The organism is Gordonia sesuvii, assembly GCF_036350415.1.
In the GTDB taxonomy this organism is placed as follows: Bacteria; Actinomycetota; Actinomycetes; order Mycobacteriales; family Mycobacteriaceae; genus Gordonia; species Gordonia sesuvii.
This window is the reverse complement of sequence record NZ_JAZDUF010000001.1, coordinates 751,272-771,246: the sequence shown is the minus strand read 5'-3', so window position 1 is coordinate 771,246 and position 19,975 is coordinate 751,272. Positions and strand designations below refer to the sequence as shown.

At 66.8% G+C, this 19,975-nt stretch carries 16 protein-coding genes; 5 read left to right on the top strand and 11 right to left on the bottom strand.

Annotation, left to right across the window (positions count from 1 at the left end):
* Window positions 1-82 precede the first annotated feature (82 nt).
* Window positions 83-595 (bottom strand): nuclear transport factor 2 family protein, encoded by a 513-nt coding sequence (locus VZC37_RS03560; protein WP_330431025.1) that lies wholly within the window; start codon window positions 593-595, stop codon window positions 83-85.
* 56 nt (window positions 596-651) lie between these two features.
* On the bottom strand, window positions 652-2,055 hold the full coding sequence (gad, locus tag VZC37_RS03555) for a glutamate decarboxylase (protein ID WP_330431024.1): 1,404 nt from the start codon (window positions 2,053-2,055) through the stop codon (window positions 652-654).
* 141 nt (window positions 2,056-2,196) lie between these two features.
* Between gad and VZC37_RS03550 the strand changes: the two genes are divergently transcribed.
* A complete protein-coding gene (locus tag VZC37_RS03550) occupies window positions 2,197-3,597 on the top strand; it encodes a WS/DGAT/MGAT family O-acyltransferase (protein WP_330431023.1) in 1,401 nt (466 codons plus the stop codon).
* 33 nt (window positions 3,598-3,630) lie between these two features.
* Here the strand turns inward: VZC37_RS03550 and VZC37_RS03545 are convergent, their stop codons facing one another.
* Together VZC37_RS03545 and VZC37_RS03540 are read right to left on the bottom strand one after the other, a co-directional pair.
* Window positions 3,631-5,664, bottom strand: a complete 2,034-nt coding sequence (locus VZC37_RS03545; RefSeq protein WP_330431022.1) for an NAD(+) synthase — start codon at window positions 5,662-5,664, stop codon at window positions 3,631-3,633.
* A gap of 64 nt (window positions 5,665-5,728) precedes the next feature.
* Window positions 5,729-6,925 (bottom strand): acyl-CoA dehydrogenase family protein, encoded by a 1,197-nt coding sequence (locus VZC37_RS03540; RefSeq protein ID WP_330431021.1) that lies wholly within the window; start codon window positions 6,923-6,925, stop codon window positions 5,729-5,731.
* 325 nt (window positions 6,926-7,250) lie between these two features.
* Between VZC37_RS03540 and VZC37_RS03535 the strand changes: the two genes are divergently transcribed.
* The gene (locus tag VZC37_RS03535) at window positions 7,251-8,384 is read left to right on the top strand and encodes a thiolase family protein (RefSeq protein ID WP_330431020.1); all 1,134 of its coding nucleotides are present in this window, start codon (window positions 7,251-7,253) and stop codon (window positions 8,382-8,384) included.
* Window positions 8,385-8,688: 304 nt separating this feature from the next.
* Here VZC37_RS03535 and VZC37_RS03530 read toward each other — a convergent pair whose 3' ends face one another.
* Both VZC37_RS03530 and VZC37_RS03525 read right to left on the bottom strand, forming a co-directional pair.
* A complete protein-coding gene (locus tag VZC37_RS03530; RefSeq protein ID WP_330431019.1) occupies window positions 8,689-9,939 on the bottom strand; it encodes an HNH endonuclease in 1,251 nt (416 codons plus the stop codon).
* 150 nt (window positions 9,940-10,089) lie between these two features.
* Window positions 10,090-11,283, bottom strand: coding sequence for an acyl-CoA dehydrogenase family protein (locus VZC37_RS03525; protein ID WP_431309314.1), 1,194 nt, complete (start codon window positions 11,281-11,283; stop codon window positions 10,090-10,092).
* Between the two features lie 118 nt (window positions 11,284-11,401).
* Here VZC37_RS03525 and fabG point away from each other — a divergent pair, with 118 nt between their 5' ends.
* Both fabG and VZC37_RS03515 read left to right on the top strand, forming a co-directional pair.
* Window positions 11,402-12,160: a 3-oxoacyl-ACP reductase FabG gene (gene fabG / locus VZC37_RS03520; RefSeq protein WP_330431017.1), complete on the top strand. Its 759-nt coding sequence runs from the start codon at window positions 11,402-11,404 to the stop codon at window positions 12,158-12,160.
* A 48-nt stretch (window positions 12,161-12,208) separates the two neighbouring features.
* Window positions 12,209-13,432, top strand: coding sequence for an acetyl-CoA C-acetyltransferase (locus VZC37_RS03515; protein ID WP_330431016.1), 1,224 nt, complete (start codon window positions 12,209-12,211; stop codon window positions 13,430-13,432).
* Between the two features lie 102 nt (window positions 13,433-13,534).
* Here the strand turns inward: VZC37_RS03515 and VZC37_RS03510 are convergent, their stop codons facing one another.
* From VZC37_RS03510 to VZC37_RS03495, 4 genes are read right to left on the bottom strand one after another with little or no spacing between them, the layout of a single operon-like run.
* Complete coding sequence (locus VZC37_RS03510) at window positions 13,535-14,452, bottom strand: LysR family transcriptional regulator (RefSeq protein ID WP_330431015.1); 918 nt, start codon at window positions 14,450-14,452, stop codon at window positions 13,535-13,537.
* Window positions 14,453-14,455: 3 nt separating this feature from the next.
* Window positions 14,456-15,370, bottom strand: coding sequence for a LysR family transcriptional regulator (locus VZC37_RS03505; protein ID WP_330431014.1), 915 nt, complete (start codon window positions 15,368-15,370; stop codon window positions 14,456-14,458).
* Window positions 15,371-15,400: 30 nt separating this feature from the next.
* Complete coding sequence (locus VZC37_RS03500; RefSeq protein ID WP_330431013.1) at window positions 15,401-16,162, bottom strand: crotonase/enoyl-CoA hydratase family protein; 762 nt, start codon at window positions 16,160-16,162, stop codon at window positions 15,401-15,403.
* A 2-nt stretch (window positions 16,163-16,164) separates the two neighbouring features.
* Window positions 16,165-17,262, bottom strand: a complete 1,098-nt coding sequence (locus VZC37_RS03495; protein ID WP_330431012.1) for an MBL fold metallo-hydrolase — start codon at window positions 17,260-17,262, stop codon at window positions 16,165-16,167.
* Between the two features lie 183 nt (window positions 17,263-17,445).
* Here VZC37_RS03495 and VZC37_RS03490 point away from each other — a divergent pair, with 183 nt between their 5' ends.
* Window positions 17,446-18,600 (top strand): CaiB/BaiF CoA transferase family protein, encoded by a 1,155-nt coding sequence (locus tag VZC37_RS03490; protein ID WP_431309344.1) that lies wholly within the window; start codon window positions 17,446-17,448, stop codon window positions 18,598-18,600.
* A 218-nt stretch (window positions 18,601-18,818) separates the two neighbouring features.
* Here the strand turns inward: VZC37_RS03490 and VZC37_RS03485 are convergent, their stop codons facing one another.
* Window positions 18,819-19,961 carry a CoA transferase gene (locus VZC37_RS03485; protein WP_330431010.1) on the bottom strand — a complete coding sequence of 381 codons (1,143 nt, stop codon included), beginning with the start codon at window positions 19,959-19,961 and terminating at the stop codon, window positions 18,819-18,821.
* Between the last annotated feature and the right edge of the window lie 14 nt (window positions 19,962-19,975).

Sequence of the window (19,975 nt, the reverse complement as noted above, 5' to 3'; positions counted from 1 at the left end):
CTTCATCGCGTGTCGCCGGTCACCGGGCGCTGGCGTGATTCACGTGCCCGCACGTGATCTGTGCGCGCCGCCGGTAGGCGGGTCACCCGCGCCGGGCGAACATCTTCCCGACGGTCTGCATCCACCTGCTCGCCTCGTCGTCGAGAGTGCCCAGGTCAGCCGCCTTCTCGCACCACCGCATGGCTGCCTGTCCGAATTCCATCGGATTGTAGACATCTTCCTCGCAGTTCCAGAGGCCGTCACCGGCGTAGGTGAGGATGGTGATGTTGGTGGCAGTGATGTGGGTGCCGTCACCCGGGTCCCGCATCGGATTGTCGACTTCACAGATCACCCGGCCGGTAGGGGCGTCGACGACATGCCACAGCGACGGGAAGCCGGTCATGTGGCTGCCGGGGAAGGCGGTCATCGTCTTCCAGATCCAGGCCCGGATCTCCTCGCGGCCGGACATCGTGCCCAGTGCGTGCTCGATGTAGCGGGCGTCGGCGGTGAACATCTCGGCGAACCGGTCCCAGTCGCGGGTGACGGCGATCTCGGCAACCGCCTTCTGGAACTCCCGGAACGCGTCATCGAGCTCGGCGTGGCTGTAGTTGCTCATCGAGGACTGAGCGTACTAGAACGTGTTCTACCCAGGTCTGCTTTCGCGGGCGCGGATCAGTGGTGGAAGCCGGTGGTGGTGTGCGGTGCGGGCATCGGGCCGTCGAGGCTGTCGAGGTAGTCGACCGAGACCCGGATGTCACGCATCAGGACGTCGGCGAGATCGCGGGACAGGCCGTTGCGCACCACGATCCGCTGGACCCACTGGTCGGCGAGGTTGTCGGGCAGCGGGTAGGCCGGCACCAGCCAACCCTTCTCGCGTAGCTGCGACGACAGGTTGTTCAGTGTCCAGTTGGTGGACCGTCCCGGAGCGAGTTGCCACGCGAAGACGGGGATGTCCGAACCGTCGCTGCGCAACTCGAAGTGTTCCATCGCCCCGATCGCCGATGACAGATACAGCGCGACGTCCTGACAGTTCTGCTGCACGGCGCGATAACCGTCGAACCCGAGGCGGAGGAATTGGTAGTACTGCAGCAGCACCTGCGCGCCGGGCCGGGAGAAGTTGAGCGCGAAGGTCGGCATGTTGCCGCCGAGATAGCTGACGCGGAACACCAGGCTCTCCGGCAGCAGGCTCTCCTCACGCCACACCACCCAGCCGATGCCTGGGTAGACCAGCCCGTACTTGTGGCCGGACATGTTGATCGAGGCGACCCGCTCGAGCCGGAAGTCCCACACCAGGTCGGGTTGAAGGAACGGGGCCACCGCGCCGCCCGACGCTGCGTCCACATGGATCGGGATGTCGAGGCCGGTCGAGGCCTGGATCTCGTCGAGCGCGGCCGCGATCTTCTCGACCGGCTCATAGGCGCCGGTGTAGGTCACGCCCATGATCGGCACGACCCCGATCGTGTTCTCGTCGACGTACGACGCGAGGTCGTGACCGTCGAGCAGAGGATGTTCCTCGGTGATCGGTACGTAGCGGGCCTCGATGTCGAAGTAGTTGCAGAACTTCTCCCAGCACACCTGCACGGCCGACGACATGATCAGGTTGGGTGTGCCGACGGGTTTGCCCTCGGCCTTGCGGCGTTCGACCCATCGACGTTTGAGCGCCAACCCACCGAGCATCGCCGCCTCCGACGAACCGATCGTCGACGTCCCGACCGCACGCGTCGGGTCGGGCGCGTTCCACAGATCGGCGAGCATTGTCCAGCAACGTGTCTCGATCGCCGCGGTCTGCGGGTACTCGTCCTTGTCGATCATGTTCTTGTCCGCCGACTCGACGTAGAGCCGGTTGGCGTGCTCGTCCATCCAGGTGCCGACGAACGTGGCGAGGTTCTGCCGCGCGTTGCCGTCGAGCATCGCCTCGTCGTGGACGATCTGATAGACGGTCTCCGGCAGGGACGACGTCGCGGGGAGCGAGAAGCGCGGGAACTCGGTGGCTTCACCAGGACGAGTGAAGAGCGGATTGGCGTTCACCGGCAGATCGGCGACATCTTTACGGTCGACATCGAGATGATGATCCATACGGCAAAACCTAGGGCGAACACGGCGTCGGCGGGTCATACTTCCGGCATGATTGGGCCGGATGATCGACGCTGTCGGTAGTTGAACCAACGGCCATGGGTCACCGTGCGGTGTGGGTGACGAGCAAGTGAGGTGGTGGCAATGCAGCGTCTGAGCGGCCTCGATGCGTCGTTTCTGTACCTGGAGACCCGATCCCAGATGATGCACATCATCGGTCTCATCGAGATCGATCCGTCGACCGTGCCGGGCGGCTACAGCTTCGTCAAGCTCCGTGACGAACTGCAGCGGCGGATCGCGGCGATGCCCAATTTTCGTCGCAAACTGGACAATTCGATGCTCAACATCGATCACCCGGTCTGGATCGAGGACGACGACTTCGACATCGAGCGCCACGTGCATCGAGTCGCGGTCCCGGCTCCCGGCGGTGAGGCCGAGCTCGCCGAACTGTGTGGACACCTGGCCGGGCAGACGCTCGATCGCGGTAAGCCGTTGTGGGAGTTGTGGATCATCGAGGGACTCGCCGATGGCAAGGTCGCGGCGATGCTGCGAACACACCATGCGAGCGTCGACGGGGTCACCGGCGCCGAGATGCTGGCGCAGATGTGCACGCTCAGCCCCGAGGCGCCCGAGCTCGATCCGGACAAGGTGCAGGAAACGGCAGGGCCGACATCCCGAACGACGATGGCGCTCACCGGCGCGATGAACTACTTCGTGCAACGACCCATCGCGATGGCCAGACTCATCCCCGGCACCGTCGAGGTACCGATCAACTGGTTCCGGCGCAGCCGCACCAAGTCGGCGATGCCGGCGCCGTTCCAGGCGCCGCGCACCAGATTCAATGCGCCGATCACGCCGCATCGCGCCCTCGCGATGGCGCAGCTGTCGCTCGACGACGTCAAGCGGGTCAAGAACCAATTCGACGTGAAGATCAACGACGTGGTGCTGGCCATCACCGCCGGAGCGCTGCGCGATTACCTCGAAGGTCACGACGAACTACCGGACGAGCCCCTGGTGGCCATGGTCCCGGTGTCGGTGCACGGCGCCGACGAGAGCTCGCTGGTCACCGGTGGCACCAACAAGGTGACCGGCATGTTCGCCAAGCTCGCCTCGGACCTCGACGACCCGGTGGATCGGCTGAAGCGGGCCGCGGAGCTGGCGCGGACGTCCAAGGACCATCACGCGGACATCGACGCGAACATGCTCCGGGCCTGGGCGCAGTTCGCTCCGGGAACCACATTGGCGACCGTCATGAAATTCTACGGCGACCGGCGGCTGGCGATGTCGCATCCGCCGGTCTTCAACGTGCTGGTCTCGAACGTCGCTGGACCCGACTTCCCGCTCTACTTCCTGGGCGCACGCGTGACGGCCGTGTATCCGCTGGGGCCGGTCTTCCACGGTCTGGGCCTCAACATCACGGTGTTCTCGGCCGACGGCCACCTCAACATCGGCATCCTGACCTGCACGGACCTCGCCCCTGACGTGTGGGACATCGCGCACGCCTTCGACCATGAGCTCAAGCGTCTGCTCGAGGCCTGCGACTAGAACGGGTCCCGAGCCCGCGCCGGCCGTTGATGCCTACAGTGCGTCGAGCCACACCCGGGCGCTCGCGTCGCTCGGCGAGCGCCAATCCCCGCGCGGCGACAGCGATCCGCCGGAGCCGATCTTCGGTCCGTTGGGCATCGCGGAGCGCTTGAACTGATTGCCCATGAACCGCTTGAGAAAGACGCCGAGCCAGTGCCGGATGGTGTCTGCGTCGTACTGATTACGGCGATGGTCGCTGATCAGCTCCGACCACGCACCTCGATCGCGGTCTCCCCAGGCCTGCGACGCCAGGTACGCCACCTTCTCCGGCCGGTAGCCGAACCGGGTGACGTAGTAGAGGAAGAAGTCGTGGAGTTCGTAGGGCCCCACCGTGTCCTCGGTGCTCTGTATGCGGCCGTCGTCGCCGGCGGGCACCAGTTCCGGTGAGATGACGTCGTCGAGGATCTCGGTCAGCACCTCTGTCGTCTCCGCCGAGTATGCACCGGTCGCGATCATCCACCGGATGAGGTGCTGGATCAGCGTTTTCGGCACCGACGAGTTCACGTTGTAATGCGACATCTGGTCGCCGACACCGTAGGTACACCAGCCCAACGCGAGCTCGGACAGGTCACCGGTACCCAGGACGATCGCCCCGTGATGGTTGGCCAGGCGGAACAGGTGAGATGTCCGCTCGCCCGCCTGGACGTTCTCGAACGTGACGTCGTAGACCTTCTCCCCGCCGGCGTACGGGTGTCCGAGATCGGCGAGCATCTGTTCGCACGACGGCCGGATGTCGATCTCGCTCCCACTGACACCGAGCGTGTCCATCAGCACGTGGGCGCGGCGCAAAGTCGCGGTGCCCGTGGCGAAACCGGGCATCGTGTACGCGAGAATGTTCTCTCGCGGCAACCCCAGTCGGTCGAACGTGTCCACCGCGACCAGCAGGGCGAGGGTGGAGTCGAGGCCTCCGGACACCCCGATGACGATCTTGTCGATCCCGGTGGCGCGTAGTCGGGCGGCCAGACCCTGCACCTGGATGTTGCCGACCTCCCGGCAGCGGGCGTCCCGGTCGGCGGAGTCGGCCGGCACGAACGGAAAACGCGGCACCTCGCGGCGCAGGATGTCGCCGGCCGCTGTGTCTGATCCGAGTGCTGTGTCTGATCCGAGCGTGAACCGGATGCGGCGCAGCGGTTTCAGCTCGTCGGCGAAGTCGCCGACCTGATCGCGGAGGCTGATCATCCGCATCCGTTCCTGGCGCAGACGGTCGAGATCGATATCCGCGGTGATCATCTGAGCGTCCATCGCGAACAGGTCCGAACGGGCTAGAAGGGTGCCGTTCTCGCTGATCAGCGCATCACCGTCCCAGGCGAGATCGGTGGTGGACTCGCCGAACCCCGCCGCCACGTAGACGTGGGCGGCGACGCAGCGGGCGGAATGGCTGGTGCACAGAGCTTTTCGATAACCCTCTTTGCCGACGGTCACCGGAGAGCCGGACAGGTTGACCAGCACGGTGGCGCCGGCCAGGGCCGCCCACGTGCTCGGTGGGATGGGAACCCAGCCATCCTCGCAGATCTCGACGTGCACGCTGAAGCCCTCGACGTCGGTGGCCTCGAAGATGAGGTCCGCGCCGAACGGAACCTGCTGTCCGAGCACGGTTGCCGTCGTCACGGGAGCGTCGCGGGCGGCGGCGAAGAATCGCTGTTCGTAGAATTCCCGATAGTTCGGGAGATACGACTTGGGCACCACACCGAGGATCGCGCCGTCGTGCACCACGGCCGCGCAGTTGTAGAGTCCGTCGCCGACGCGCATCGGCAGCCCCACCGTGATGACCGGCCGTAGACCCCGGCTCGCCTCGACGATCGACGCCAGACCCGTCAGGCACGCGTCGATGACCGCATCCTGGTGGAACAGGTCGTCGATGCTGTACCCGCACAACCCGAGTTCGGGGAAGACGACGAGCGCTGCCCCGTCGTCGGCAGCCGCGCGTACCAACTCGACAGTCCGTTCGGTGTTGGTCGCCGGGTCGGCGATCGAGACGATCGGCACTGCACCGGTGACCCGTGCGAATCCGTGGTCGTAGACAGACACCCCCCGAGCCTATCCCGACGCGGCGACCACCAGACGCCTGTACGGCCCGCGCCGTCGGAGGTGTTCAGTTCTCGCGGTACTCGTGCAACAGCCCCTTGCTGATGATCTGCTTCTGGATTTCGCTGGTGCCCTCGCCGATGAGCAGGAAGGGGGCCTCGCGCATGAGGCGTTCGATCTCGTACTCGGTCGAATAGCCGTAGCCACCGTGAATGCGGAAACTCGCCTGCGTGACCTCGGCGCAGTACTCGCTGCACAGATACTTCGCCATGCCGGCGGTGACGTCATTACGGTCACCGGAGTCCTTGAGACGCGCGGCGTTCACCATCATCAGATGTGCGGCCTCGACCTTGGTCGCCATCTCGGCGAGGCTGAACGCCACAGCTTGATGTTCGGCGATCGGCTTGCCGAAGGTAGAACGCTGTTGCGCGTATCGAACGGCGAGTTCGAAAGCGCGCTGGGCGATCCCGCAGGCGCGGGCGGACACGTTGACCCGGCCGACCTCCACACCGTCCATCATGTGGGCGAAGCCGCGTCCGGGGACACCGCCCAGGATGTCGGTGGCCGGGGCGCGATGGTCGTCGAAGAACAGCTCGGTGGTGTCGATGCCCCGGTAACCCATCTTGTCGATCTTGCGGGGGATCGTGAGTCCCGGCAGCACCTCACCGAAGCCGGCGGGCTTCTCGATCAGGAACGTGGTCAGGTTCTTGTGCTTGCGTTCCTGGCCCTCCTCGGTGCGGACCAGCGCGGCGACCAGGGTGGAGCTCGCGCCGTTGGTCAGCCACATCTTCTGCCCGGTGATCGAGTAGTCGCCGTCGGCTCCGCGCTTGGCGGTAGTGGTGATCGCGGCGACGTCCGAACCGAGATCGGGCTCCGACATCGAGAACGCGCCGCGGACCTCGCCGGTGGCCATCCGCGGCAGGAACCGCTGCTTCTGCTCGTCGGTGCCGTGCTGACGGATCATGTAGGCGACGATGAAGTGGGTGTTGATCACCCCGGAGACGCTCATCCAGCCGCGGGCCAGTTCCTCGACACACAGCGCGTAGGTGAGGAGTGACTCACCGAGCCCGCCGTACTCTTCGGGGATCATCAACCCGAACAACCCCATCTCGGCCATCCCGTCGACGATGTCCTGGGGGTAGGTGTCGGTGCGCTCGAGTTCCTGCGCGACCGGGATGATCTGCTTGTCGACGAACCGACGCACATTCGCCACGATCTCCGACTGGACGTCGGTCAAACCGAGTGTCTGGGCGAGGCGGGCCATGCTGACCTCTTTCTGTGTGACTGCTGCGTAACCGGTGACCAGCTGCGTGATCGATGTTTCTGCTGCGACCGATCTCGGTGACCGGGCGGACTGCGCTCAGCCCAGCATGCCCTGCACCGGACGGTCGTGGAACCAGGAATCGGCTATCGGAGCCTTAGCGGCTGCCAATCCGGCGCCGGGTCGCCGCGTTCGGGCACATAGGCGATGACTATCGGTCCGTGTGTCCGAATCCTCTTGTCATCGACCCCCACGCCGGGTGTAGTCGATCTGGGAGAAGTCACTCGACCAGAGCGTTGATCTGCCCGCCGACAAGGAGGAACAGCACATGCGGGATGCCGTCATCGTGGACGCGGTTCGAAGCCCGATCGGCCGTCGCCGCGGCGCCCTGTCCGGAATCCATCCGGCCGACCTGTCCGCCCATGTTCTCGAAGCGCTTGCCGAACGGACGGGTATCGAACCGCAGGTCGTCGACGACGTCGTCTGGGGGTGCGTCAGTCAGACGTCGGAGCAGGCAGGCAACGTGGCCCGGACCGCCGTTCTTGCTGCCGGATGGCCCGAGTCGGTACCGGGCACGACCGTGAGCCGGGCGTGCGGATCGAGTCAGCAGGCGCTGAGCATGGCGGCTGCCGCCGTGGTGTCCGGCCAGCAGGATGTGGTCGTCGCCGGGGGCGTGGAGTCGATGAGCCGCGTGCCGATGGGAAGCGCGGCGCCCAACGGGGAGAGCCAGCCCGCCACAGTGCTCGACCGCTACGGAGTCGACAGATTCAGCCAGGGAATCGGTGCCGAGATGATGGCCGAGAAATGGTCGCTGAGCCGTACCGTTCTCGACGAATTCGCGCTGCGCTCCCACGAACTCGCCGCACAGGCCACCGATGCAGGTGCGTTTGATCGTCAGCTCGCCCCGATCGCCGGTGTGCTCGAAGGGGATGAGGGGATTCGTCGCGGCGGCACGGTCGAGTCCATGTCTGCGCTCAAGCCCGCCTTCCGAGAGGACGGGGTGATCCACGCCGGAAACGCTTCGCAGATCTCCGACGGAGCCGCGGCATTGCTCGTGATGGGCAGTGACACCGCAGAGAAATTCGGGCTGACGCCGATCGCACGCGTCCACACCGTCGCCGTCGCGGGCGACGACCCCGTCATCATGCTCACCGGACCGATCGCTGCGACCGCGAAGGCCCTGGAGCGGTCCGGACTGACCATCGACGACATCGGGGTGTTCGAGATCAACGAGGCGTTCGCGCCCGTCCCGCTGGCGTGGCAGATCGAGACCGGCGCCGACCCGGATCGGGTCAACCCCCTCGGTGGTGCGATCGCCGTGGGTCACCCACTCGGCGGTTCCGGGGCGATCCTCATGACCCGCATGGTGCATCACATGCGCGACAACGGAATCCGGTACGGATTGCAGTCGATGTGCGAAGCCGGTGGGATGGCCAACGCCACCGTCGTCGAGCTTGTCTGAACGGTGCTCGGCCGGCGTTACCGCCTGCTGGTCGATCGATTGGCTCGGTCGTCCGGTGACCCTGCCGTCCGGTGATCCTGCCGTCCGGTGTCGTGTACCGCGCACCTCGCCGCTTGGTGAGGTCGGGGTGGCGGCCGTCGGGTACGTGACACCGGTTGGTGGCGTGGGTGTTTCACTCTGTGGAGTTGTCAAGGTACGGATGCGGTCCCGACGAGGTCGGGTGCGGTCTTGCTGATCGAGTAGCCGCCGAGCCGCTAGGCGAGGTGGCGTATCGAGATCTGTTGGGTGGCTAGTGCTGTGACGGTCAGGCGGCTGCGGGCAGGTTGTCGAGATTCAGGGTCCGCCGGTTGTGGGCGGGCAACGGTCGCCGTTGCGGGTCGACGGCCGCGGGTGGGATGAGCCAGGGGTGGCGGTCGTTGCCGAGGAACACTTCCCAGCCGTTGTGGTGGATGTCGGTGTGGCAGGCACTGCAGAGCAGGCAGCTGTTGTCGAGGCTGGTGTCCCCGCCATCGATCCAGTGGGTCAGGTGATGGGCTTGGGTGCGGTTGGCGGGTGCGCCGCATTTGACGCAGCATTCGTCTCTGACGTGCAACGCTTTTCGGATGTGTGGCGGTACCAGTCGTTTCTCGCGGCTGATGTCGAGGGGGACGCGTTCGTCGTCGATGAGCAGGGTGGTGGCCGCGGCATCGCAGGACAGTCGGCGCAGGGTCGCCTGGGTGACCGAGCCCATGAGGTCGAGTTCGGCCAGTGTCGGGGTGTCGGCGGGGATGGTGAGCAGGAGTTGGGTTTTGGGTGCGGCGCTGGCGATGTCGCTGGGCATGCGGGCCGCGATGTCCAGGATGGTGTCCAGGGCGTCGGCGTGGCGGCGGGCGATGCTGCGGGGGTCGCGGGAGCCGTCGGGTTGGGGGCGGGGTGCGCCGAGGGCATTGAGTGCGGCGCACAGTTTTTCGCCGACTTCGACGTCGAGGCTGGCTTCGAGGTGCAGGCGGCCGTCGTCGTCGGTGTGGGTGGCGAGTTCGTTGAGTTCGCGGTCTTCGGCGGCGGGCAGGCCGTCGGTGTCGTCGGCGAGTTGGTTGCCCAGGGTGCGGGCACGTTTGTCGATGTCGGCGGGGGTGGCGCCGGAGAAGTACTGTCCGAGAAGATCGGTCACGTGGTTTAGACGCAGCGCGTCGTCGATCGGTTCCGCTGATCTGCCGGCGATGTGGCTGACTCCGCGGGCGATGGCGTCGACGTGTTCGGCGGAGATGGCGCCGTCGGCGGCGTGGGCGTCCAGGGTCGGTAACGCCTCCAGCGATCCGGCGATACGCAGGAGCCGTTGGGCGACCGATGGTGCGAAGCCCATCACGATGAGCAGTTCACGGGTACTGCGACCCTGACTCTTGGCGACGCCCAGCCGTTCCAGCATGCCGGCGAGGCGTGCGGCGTGGTGGTCGACGAGGTTGCGGACGATGAGCATGAACTGCATCGCCTCGAACGCGTCATGACCCGACAGGTCATCGACACATAGGTCGCGTAGTAGATCGCTGATGGCGGTGAGATCCCCCGAAGTTCTCATGCCTCCAGAGTACACGAACACATGTTCGATTCAAGGTGAATTATCAAGTGGTGCAAACACATCCAGCACCTTCAGTGAACAGTGGTAGACCGTGGTGGACTGCAGTGAACAGAAATCACACGAGCAACAGAGCACTGCGCGTCCCGCTGCTCACCGCGACTGCTGGGCCCGCTTCACCAGGTTCCCGCCGACGATGAGCCGCTGGATCTCGCTCGTGCCCTCGTAGAGCCGCAGCAGCCGCACGTCGCGATATATCCGTTCGACGGGGACATCGCGCATGTACCCGCTGCCACCGTGGATCTGCACGGCGAGATCGGCGACCTTACCTGCCATCTCGGTGCAGAACAGCTTCGCGGCAGACGGTGCGATCCGTCGATCGGTTCCGTCCACCCAGGCACGGGCGGCATCCCGGACCATCGCCCGACCCGCCATCACGCCGGTCTGCTGATCGGCCAGCATGGCCTGCACCAGCTGGAACTCGCCGATCGCCCGACCCCCTTGAGTCGATGTCGCGGCCCAGGAAACCGATTCGTCGAGGGCGCGTTGCGCGGTACCGACCGCCAGTGCGGAGATGTGCACGCGTCCGCGCGCCAGCGAGGTCATCGCGGCGCGGTAGCCGACATCCTCGCTGCCGCCTACGACGGCTTCGGCAGGTACGCGGACCTCATCGAAGTGGACGTCCGAGGTCCAGGCGCCCTCTTGACCCATCTTGCGATCCTTGGCGCCGACGGTCACCCCGGGGGCGTCAGCCGGCACCAGGAACACGGCGATCCCCGTGCCCTGCTCGTCCTTCGGTCGGGTCCGGGCGAACACGACGAACAAATCGGCCAGTGGGGCGTTGGTGATGAACCGCTTCTCGCCGCTGATCACCCAGTCGGAGCCGTCGCGGACGGCTTTGGTGCGCAGACCTGCGGGATCCGACCCGGCACCGGGCTCGGTGAGGGCGAACGACGCCACGACCTCGCCCGACGCGATCCGCGACAACCACGCGGACTTCTGCTCTTCCGTGCCGAAGCCGACGAGGACCTGCCCGGCGATACCGTTGTTGGTGCCGAACATGGAGCGCAGCGCCAGGGATGTGTAACCGAGTTCCATGGCCAGCTCGACGTCCTGGGTGAGGTCGAGACCCAGGCCACCCCACTCCTGCGGGATCGCATACCCGAAGAGCCCCATCTCCTTCGCGGTTGCGCGGATGTCATCGGGGATGGCGTCGGTCTCGACGATCTCCTGCTCGCGTGGCACGACCCTCTCGCGGATGAATTCGCGTGTCGCGGCGAGGATGTCGGCGAAGTCGTCAGCGCTGACCTGAGGAGTTGCGGTGGTTGTGTTCATGACACTGGTCATCATCCCACTGTGGCCGTCGGGGCGTGGCCGGTCCACTACGAACTCCCTACCGATCCCTTAGCCGCTTCGAATGGAACATCGGGCCGGATCGGATGGAACTGCCGGTAGATTCCGACCCATGAGTTCATCTGCACCTCGAGCACTGCTCGATGGACGGACCGCGGTGGTCACCGGGGCCGCACAAGGTATCGGTTTCGAGATCGCGCGGGCATTCGTCGACGCCGGAGGCCGGGTCGTGATCGGCGATGTCAACCTCGACGCCGCGTCCGCCGCTGCCGAAGAACTCGGCGGCGCCAAGGTGGCGCGAGCGGTGCGGTGCGACGTCGTCGACCCGGCGCAGGTCGACTCGATGCTCGCCGATGCCGTCGATGCGTTCGGGTCCCTGGACGTGATGGTCAACAACGCCGGAATCACGCGCGACGCGACGATGCGCACGATGTCGGAAGAGGACTTCGACCTGGTGATCTCGGTCCACCTCAAGGGCACGTGGAATGGCACACGCAAGGCGGCCGCGATCATGCGGGAGGCCAAACGCGGTGCGATCGTCAACATCTCGTCGCTGTCCGGCAAGGTGGGCATGGTCGGCCAGACGAACTACTCGGCGGCCAAGGCCGGAATCGTCGGCATGACGAAGGCGGCCGCCAAGGAGATGGCCCACCATGGCGTGCGGGTCAACGCGATCGCGCCAGGCCTCATCCGCTCCGCGATGACCGAGGCGATGCCGCAGAAGGCATGGGACCAGAAGATGGCGGAGATCCCCATGCAGCGAGCCGGAGAGGTCGCCGAGGTGGCGTCGGTCGCACTGTTCCTGGCGTCGGACATGTCGTCGTACATGACCGGAACCGTCCTCGACGTCACCGGTGGGCGATTCATGTGATCGTCCGCCGCTGCTGTCCCCGAACCTGACTCGCTCGAAAGGTCTGCCATGAGAGACATCGTCGTCTGTGAACCCGTCCGCACACCGATCGGCCGGTACGGCGGCATGTTCAAGGACGTGACCGCTGTCGACCTGGGGGTGACGGCGTTGCGTGGGCTGCTCGACCGAACCGGACTCGCGCCCGACGTCGTCGATGACGTGATCCTCGGCCACTGCAACGGCAACAGCGAGGCGCCGGCGATCGGGCGGGTGGTCGCACTCGACGCCGGGCTGCCGACCACCGCGGGCGGTATGCACATCGACCGGCGATGCGGCTCCGGACTGCAGGCGGTGATCCAGGCCGGATTCCAGGTTGCCAACGGCGACAACGACATCGTGGTCGCAGGTGGCACCGAGTCGATGAGCAACGCGTCGTTCTATTCGGTGGACATGCGGTGGGGCGGCGCCCGGACGGGCATCGCCATGCACGACAGTCTCGTACGGGCCCGCTCGACGGCCGGGGGTCGACATCATCCTGTGCCCGGAGGGATGATCGAAACCGCCGAGAACCTGCGCAAGGAGTACGAGATCGGCCGCGACGAGCAGGACGAACTCGCCGTCGAATCGCACCTGCGCGCCGTCCGGGCGCAGAAGGACGGTCTGCTCGCGGAGGAGATCGTGCCGGTCAGCGTCCGCACGAGGGCCGGCGAGAAGATCATCGACACCGACGAGCATCCGCGTCCGGATGTGTCCGTGGAAGCTCTGGCCAAACTCAAGCCCATCATGGGCAAGCAGGACCCGGATGCCACCGTGACGGCCGGCAACGCCAGCGGCCAGAACGACGCGGCCGCGATGTGCATCGTCACGACCCCGGAGGCGGCCGCCCAGCACGGCCTGCGACCACTGGTGCGGTTGGTCTCGTGGGCCGTCGCGGGTGTGCCGCCGCGCATCATGGGTATCGGGCCGGTACCCGCCACCGAGAAGGCGCTCGCCAAGGCCGGGTTGACGCTGGCGGACATCGACGTCATCGAGCTGAACGAGGCGTTCGCGGCGCAGGCGCTGGCCGTCACCCGCGAGTGGGGCTTCGGTCGATTCGGTTCCGGCGGGGACTTCGACCGCACCAACGTCCACGGCTCAGGGATCTCGCTCGGCCATCCCGTGGGGGCCACCGGAGTTCGGATGCTCGCGTCTCTGGCGCGCGAGATGCAGCGCCGGGCGGCGCGCTACGGACTCGAGACGATGTGCATCGGAGGTGGGCAGGGGCTGGCGGCCGTGTTCGAGCGGGTGGCGTAGGGCGGAGGTGCGTTGTGGGAGGCGTTGTCGGGCAGGGGATCTCGATACGGCTCCTCGCCTAGCGGCTCGTCGCCTACTCGATCAGCGGAAAAGGCTCGTCGCCTACTCGATCAGCGGTAAGCGGGGGCTCGGTGCCTGGTCAGGTCCAGCACCGACGGCCTCCCGGATCAGCTCGACGAACGCCTGACCGACCGGTGAGAGGGTCGCCGGATCGAAGGCGATCGCGAACGGGCGGACGAAGCGCGGGTCCACGGTACGGATGACGGCACGGTCGGCCACGGACTCGGCCATCGACTTCTCCAGCAGGCTGCCGCCGATGCTCGCCAGCACCATGGGAAGTCGTTGCTCGCGCAACTCGGACAGCACAGCCAGGGGCGGCCGCGTGCCGGCGACGCGGATCGCCTCTTCGATCTCGTCGGCGACCGACTGGCCCCGCGGCACGAAGACCATCGGCACCGGGGGCAACTGCTCCAACGGAATGGGTCCGTCCGGGACGTCTGAGCCGGGGGGATAGACGAGCAGGTACTCCTGCTCGCCGATGACGATCACCTCCAGGCCGTCCCCGGCGATCGGCAGATGCGCGACCGCGAACTCGCAGTGGCCGTCCTCGATCATCGTTGCGGCCAGGGTCTCGTCCCTCAGCTCACCGAAACGGACAGCGACACTCGGGTATCTATCCCGGAACTGCACCAGTAGGTCGATGAGTGGTCCTTGCGCGACCGCGGGCACGGCGACGATGTCCAGCCGACCCGTCAGCTCATCACCGGCGACCGTGAGCAGATCGTCGACCGCGGTGACGTCACGCACGATCTGGCGGGCCGGTCCGACCATCGTCCGCCCGGCGGCACTGAGAACCATCCCGCGGCCGATGCGGTGGAAGAGCTGGACTCCCAGTTCGCGCTCGAGCGCCCGAAGCGCCTGGGAGACGGTGGGTTGCGCGACCCCGAGTGCGGCCGCAGCACCTCCGATGCCTTCGTTCTCGACGACCGCGAGGAAGTACTCGACCTGACGTAGCTCCATGGCCTAGCTCTCGTCGAAATCGGTCGCGTGGACTGCGACGGTCCTCGAGTCGCCGACGGTGTCGCGGGCGACGGCGATGAAGGCCATGCCGGCGGGCGATGGTCGCCCCGACCGCATCACGAGGGAGTAGTCGCGGGTCGGCGGCGGATCGATGCGAAACCGATGGGTGGATGGCATCTGTTGTTGTGCAACGACTTCGGGCGCGAGGGTGGCGCCTGTGCCGCGCGACACCAGGTCCCACGTTGCGGTGGGGTGAGCACAGTCGACGACGACGTTGCCGCCATCGTCGTCGATCAGGTCGGCGAGCATCGCGGAGGTGGCCGGGTCTCCCATGTCGAGCACGAGCGGGATCGCTCGTATATCCGCGCGCGGGATCGGATTCGGCAACTCGCCGGCCAGCCCCGGCGGCACGGCCAGGACCAGCTCTTGCGTCCCGAGGGGGAGTGCGGTGAATGTCGCGCGGTCGGCCGCGGTGTCCATCAATCCGATCTCGGCGTCGCCGCTACGCAAGGCCGCCAGTACGCCGGCCGGCCCGTCGGCCGCGAGTACACGGGCGGTCACGTGCGGGAATCGATCGCGGAACGCCTGGACCATCCCCACCATCGGGTCGATGCCGAACGCGCTGTGGGTCACGAGATCCACGCGGCCGGAACGTAGTTCACGCACAGCCTCGACCTTCGCCTTCGCGCGGTCGACATCGACGAGAATCCGCCGCGCCGCGACGTCGAGCCTGCGCCCGGCGTCGGTCAGTTCGAGCCTGCGGCCCGACCGGTCGAACAGGGTGACCCCGAGGCGACGTTCCAGCGTCCGGATGGCCTGCGAGAGCGAGGGTTGCGATATGTACAGCGACTGGGCCGCCTTCGTGATCCCGCCGTGGTCGACGACCGCGACGAAATAGGTGACGAGGTGCAGGTCCACGGACTCATCGTAGGAGAGCGGAAGCCCCGATCACTGTCCGGTCCACCGGGGCGCCCGCTTCTCGGCGAACGCGAGGGCGCCCTCCTGCGCATCCTGCGACGCGAACACCGGGCCGAGATGGTCCCACTGCTTCGCGAACAGATCGCCGTCGGTGTAGCCGATCGACATCGACATGACCTGCTTGGTAGCCCGTACCGCCAACGGACCGTTGGCCGCGATCGTCGCGGCTAGTTCGCGGGCGCCGCTCAGTGCGTCGCCGGGCTCGGTCAGTCGGTTCACCAGGCCGAACTCGTGTGCCCGCGTCGCGCTGAGCGGATCGCCGGTGAGCGCCAACTCCATCGCGAGCTGATACGGCAGCGTCTTCGCCAGCCGGAGCAGCCCACCGCCGGCGGCGGCGAGGCCGCGCTTTACCTCCGGGATGCCGAACTTCGCGTCCCCGGCGGCGACGATGAGGTCGGCGGTCAGGGCGAGTTCGCATCCACCGGCCAGCGCCCAACCCTCGACGGCGGCGATCAGCGGTTTGGTGGGTGGTGCCTCGGTCAATCCGGCGAAGCCGCGACCCGGCAACGACGGCTGCTCACCGCGGGTGAAGGCCTTGAGATCCATCCCGGCGCAGAACGTCCCGCCCGCACCGGTCAGAATCGCGACGGTCAGGTCATCGCGGGCCTCGAGTTCGTCGATGGCCGCCGCGATCCCCTCCGCGACCTCGAGGTTCACCGCGTTCTTCGCCTCGGGTCGGTTGATCGTGATGACGGCGACGCCGTCGGCGTACTCGGTGGTCACGGCACTCATCGTCAGCTCCTGTCGCAGGTGGTCGGGATGGGCGTCGAGCTCGCCTCCAGAGGCGGCGTCGGCCCGGAGACACTCCAGCGGACCGGTGTGCCCTGACTGGGCGTGAGGACGCCGCGTTCCTCGAGCACGACGAGATGCGCATGCGTCTCCCGCATCGCCATCCGGGCCAGATCCTCGGACAACTGCTCGAACGGCCGCGACCACGTGACGGACCGGGTGATTTCCCACGCGGTGCTCTGCGGGTTCTCGGCGACGGCGGTGGCGATCTCGCCGAGCCGCTCCTCGTGGTGATCCAGGAGGTTGCTCACCCGGTCGGCGAGGCCCCGGAAACGGTACTCATGCGAAGGCAGCGCCTCGAGGTCGGGAAGTCGCTCGGTGTGCGCCAACGACACGAGATACTCCGCGAGCGGGTTCTGGGACTGGAACGCGTTGGTCGACACGTTCGGACTGATCCGGGGTAGCAGGTGATCGCCGGTGAAGATGACGCCGGCGTGCTCGTCGACGAAGCAGAGATGCCCCGCGGTGTGGCCCGGTGTCCAGAGGGCGCGGACATTCCAGCCCGGCAGGTCGAGGGGCTGATCGTGGTCGAGTTCGACGTCCATGACGCGACCGGAGGGGAGCCGAGCGATGTGCCGGAACCCGTTGTCGATCACGTCGGGCGCACCGAGCGCCTCGAGCTCGATCCTCGACTCCTCGATCTGCCGCTCGATCTCGGCGTCATCGCGGTGGCGCAGGTGACGGGCATCGTTGCGGTGCATCACGAGCACCGGATCGACGTGCTCGAGCAGCCGGGGGACGAGCCCGAAGTGATCGGGATGCAGATGGGTGATCGAGACGTGCCGAACATCGGTGATGTCGTGTCCGGTCGCGCGGATGCCGTCGACCAGCGCCTGCCAGGATTCCTCCGACGGCCAGCCGGTGTCGATCAGGGCGATCCCGTCGGGCAGCGCGAGCACGTAGATCAGCACATACCGCAGCGGATTGGCGCCCATCGGCACGGGTACCGACCACAGCCCGGGCCTGACCTCCTCGACCGGCGGCAGTACCTTGTCGGCCCAGGCCTCGCGTTGACGATGTCCGGTGACCTCGATCGTCGTCATTCCACCTCCAGCGGCGTCGCCCGCACCAGCAAGAAAGTTGCGGGGATCAACTTCCATACGATCATGCGACGGTGATCACGTTCAATGCGGGTCCGACTCACACTCGATGAGGGAGTCCCTATGCCTGTACCGGCCGGTCATCGTTTGACGTCCCGGTTTGCTACGGGTGATCGTTACCGGGTGATCGACGATTCTGCAGGTCCACCTCTCGCGGGTATCACCGTTGTCGCCCTCGAGCAGGCCGTGGCCGCGCCGCTGGCCACTCGCCACCTCGCCGATCTCGGCGCACGGGTCATCAAGATCGAGCGGGTGGGTGAAGGCGATTTCGCCCGCAGCTACGACGACGCGGTCCACGGGCTCGCCACACACTTCGTCTGGCTCAACCGCGGCAAGGAGTCCGTGGAGCTCGACCTCAAGTCGCCGGCCGGTCGTGACGCACTGCGGCGGCTGATCGGGCGCTCCGACGTGTTCCTGCAGAATCTCGCCCCTGGGGCCGCCGACCGGCTCGGATTCGGGGCCGACGACCTGCGCACCGATAACCCGGGCCTCATCGTGGTCGACATGTCCGGTTACGGAGATGCCGGCCCGTACCGGGACCGGAAGGCCTACGACATGCTCGTGCAGGCGGAGGCCGGTTTGATCTCGGTGACCGGTAGCGCCGACGACGCGGTCAAGACTGGTATCCCCACGTCCGACATCGCGGCCGGCATGTACGCGCTGACCGCCGTGCTCAGTGCGCTCGTGCGCCGCGGCGTCACCGGCGTGGGTGCATCGGTGGCGGTGTCGATGTTCGATGCCACCGTGGAATGGATGGGCCATCCGCTGTACATGCGGCTCTACGGTGACCGGCAGACCCCGCGTTCCGGGGTCGGCCACGCGGCGATTGTGCCCTACGACCGTTATCCGACATCGGACGGCGAGTTGCTCATCGGTGTCCAGAACGATCGTGGCTGGCGTGTGCTGATCTCGGATGTGTTGGGACGCCCGGAATTCGCCGAGGATGCGCGCTACGCCACCAACATCGAGCGCGTACGGCGTCGCAGCGAGGTCGACGAACTCGTCGCCACCGAGACGAAACGGTTCACCACCGCCGAACTGGACCAGGTGCTCGCTGCCGCGGGGATACCGGCCGCTGAGATCCGCGAACTCGACCGGGTGGTCGCGCATCCGCAACTCGCCGAACGGGATCGCTGGCGTGAGGTCGGCACCGAGGTGGGCCCGATTCGGGCATTGCTGCCGCCGATGACCTTCGCCGACATCGAACTCCCGATGGGCGATGTGCCCGCGCTGGGCCAACACACCGAGGCGGTCCTCGCCGAACTCGACGAGAGCAGGTGACCTGACCGCACTCAAGCATCCAGCGCGGAAGGGGGTGTCTGGGTGCCCAGTCGACGGGATGTGGCGCCCAGTCGACGAGATGTGGCACCCAGTCGACGGGAAGTGGCGCCCAGTCGACGAGATGTTGCACCCAGTCGACGGGATATGGCACCCAGTCGACGAGATGTTGCACCCAGTCGACGGGATATGGCACCCAGTCGACGGGGTGGGTTTGTGCGCTACTCGGCGGGTGTGTCGGCGCCGAGCGACGGCGCCGGGCCGGTCGTGTAGTGCGCGCCCTCGAACGCGGCGGGAAAACCGGCAGCGAGATAGCGGCCGATCCCGGGCTGGTCGAGTTCGGCGAACATCGGATTGTCGGCGAGCACGCCGTCGGCGACGACATCGTCGAAGGTGCGGTATTGCTGCGACAGGACCGACGCCGTCTCGAGTACCGCGGCCACGTCGGCGGTGGAGTGGCGGGCGAACCACGGTTCGAAGAGGCCGTTGAGCACCGCACGATGGGTGAACCGGTCGGCCTCGCGACGGAAGTCCGCACCGAGCGCCTTCTCCACGGCGTCGACGGCATCGCGCACACCGGTGAGGTCGACGAGATCGCGGAAGTGGCGGGGTGTGAGTGCGACGATCATGAACCGACCCCCGTCGGCAGTGGTGAAATCCGTTCCGTATGTGCCGTATACGTCGTTGCCCGTCCCCGTCCTGCTGTGCTCGTTCACCTGCGGCTCGGTGAGATAGCCGAGGGTGCCGGCCACCGACAGTGCGGTGTCCTCGAGGGGCAGGGTGATGTGCGCGCCGACACCGCTCTGTTCCCGTCGTCGGACGGCAGCCGAGATGCACAGCGCCGCATACAGTCCACACGCCAGATCCCACGCCGGAAGTACGTGGTTCACCGGAACAGCGTGGTCGACCGGACCGGTGATCTGCGGAAAGCCCAGGCCCGCGTTGACCGTGTAGTCGACGCCCGGTGTGCCGTCGGTGCGACCGAGGACCTCCAGGGTGATCACGTCCGGGCGGATGCGTGACAACACCGTGTGGCTCATCCACGACCGGCCGGCCTGGTTGGTCAGCAGGATTCCGCCGCCGGGACCTGACTCGGTGACCAGCCGTTGCACCATCTCCTGCCCGGCCTCACTGCGCAGATCTGCCTCCACCGAGCGTTTGCCTCTGTTGAGCCCCGTCCAGTAGATCGACTCGCCGTCGGCGGTCAGGGGCCAGCGATTCACGTCCGCGGCGCCCCCGATCGGGTCGACCCGGATTACCTCGGCACCCAACTGCGACAGGGTGAGTCCGGCGAACGGTGAGGCGATGAAACTGGAGACCTCGACGATGCGGAGGCCGGCGAGCGGTTTGTCGGTTGGGGTCACGGTAGCTCCTTCGG